1 protein-coding gene is annotated in these 586 nt (G+C 51.0%); it reads left to right on the top strand.

Annotated elements, in window-relative coordinates; genetic code table 11:
* On the top strand, positions 1 to 533 hold a 533-nt coding region (locus ACR0EV_RS23995; RefSeq protein ID WP_480802412.1), incomplete at its 5' end, for an IS6 family transposase.
* Between the last annotated feature and the right edge of the window lie 53 nt (positions 534 to 586).

The following is a 586-nucleotide window of genomic DNA, read 5'->3' as shown; positions in this document are numbered from 1 at the left end:
TTGTGAAGTTTTCGCCGATCGTCGCAGCTCGCGCGCAATCAAAGAAGCGCCCAACTCAGAGTTCATGGCGCATGGACGAAACCTACATTCGTGTACGTGGTAATTGGATGTATCTCTATCGAGCGGTCGACAAACACGGCAAGACCCTTGATTTCATGCTGTCTGAGCGACGAAATCGTCCAGCAGCCACAAGGTTCTTTGCCAAAGCACTTTCGTCAAACGGGATCCCAAACAAAATCGTCATAGACAAGAGCGGCGCAAATGCAGCAGGCATTCGAGAAGTGAACAGGATCCTGAAACGGTTGGGCTGCCCAGCCAAAGTACAAACGATCAGGTCCAAATATCTCGACAATCTGATTGAGCAGGATCACAGATTCATCAAGCGACCCGTGCGGCATATGTGCGGGTTCAAGTCGTTCAGATCCGCGTCAGCTACTTTGGACGGCATTGAGGTCGCCAACATGATCCGCAAGAAGCAATTCCCCAGCACTATCACGTCGGGCTTTCGGCTATTTTCCGAAATCGCAGGATAGGTGTGTCCGGTAGGTCGCTGGCATTGGCTGTTCTAAATAATTGCGACACATCC

The organism is Ruegeria sp. CF8 (genome assembly GCF_056537285.1).
This window is presented reverse-complemented; position numbering and strand designations above follow the sequence as displayed.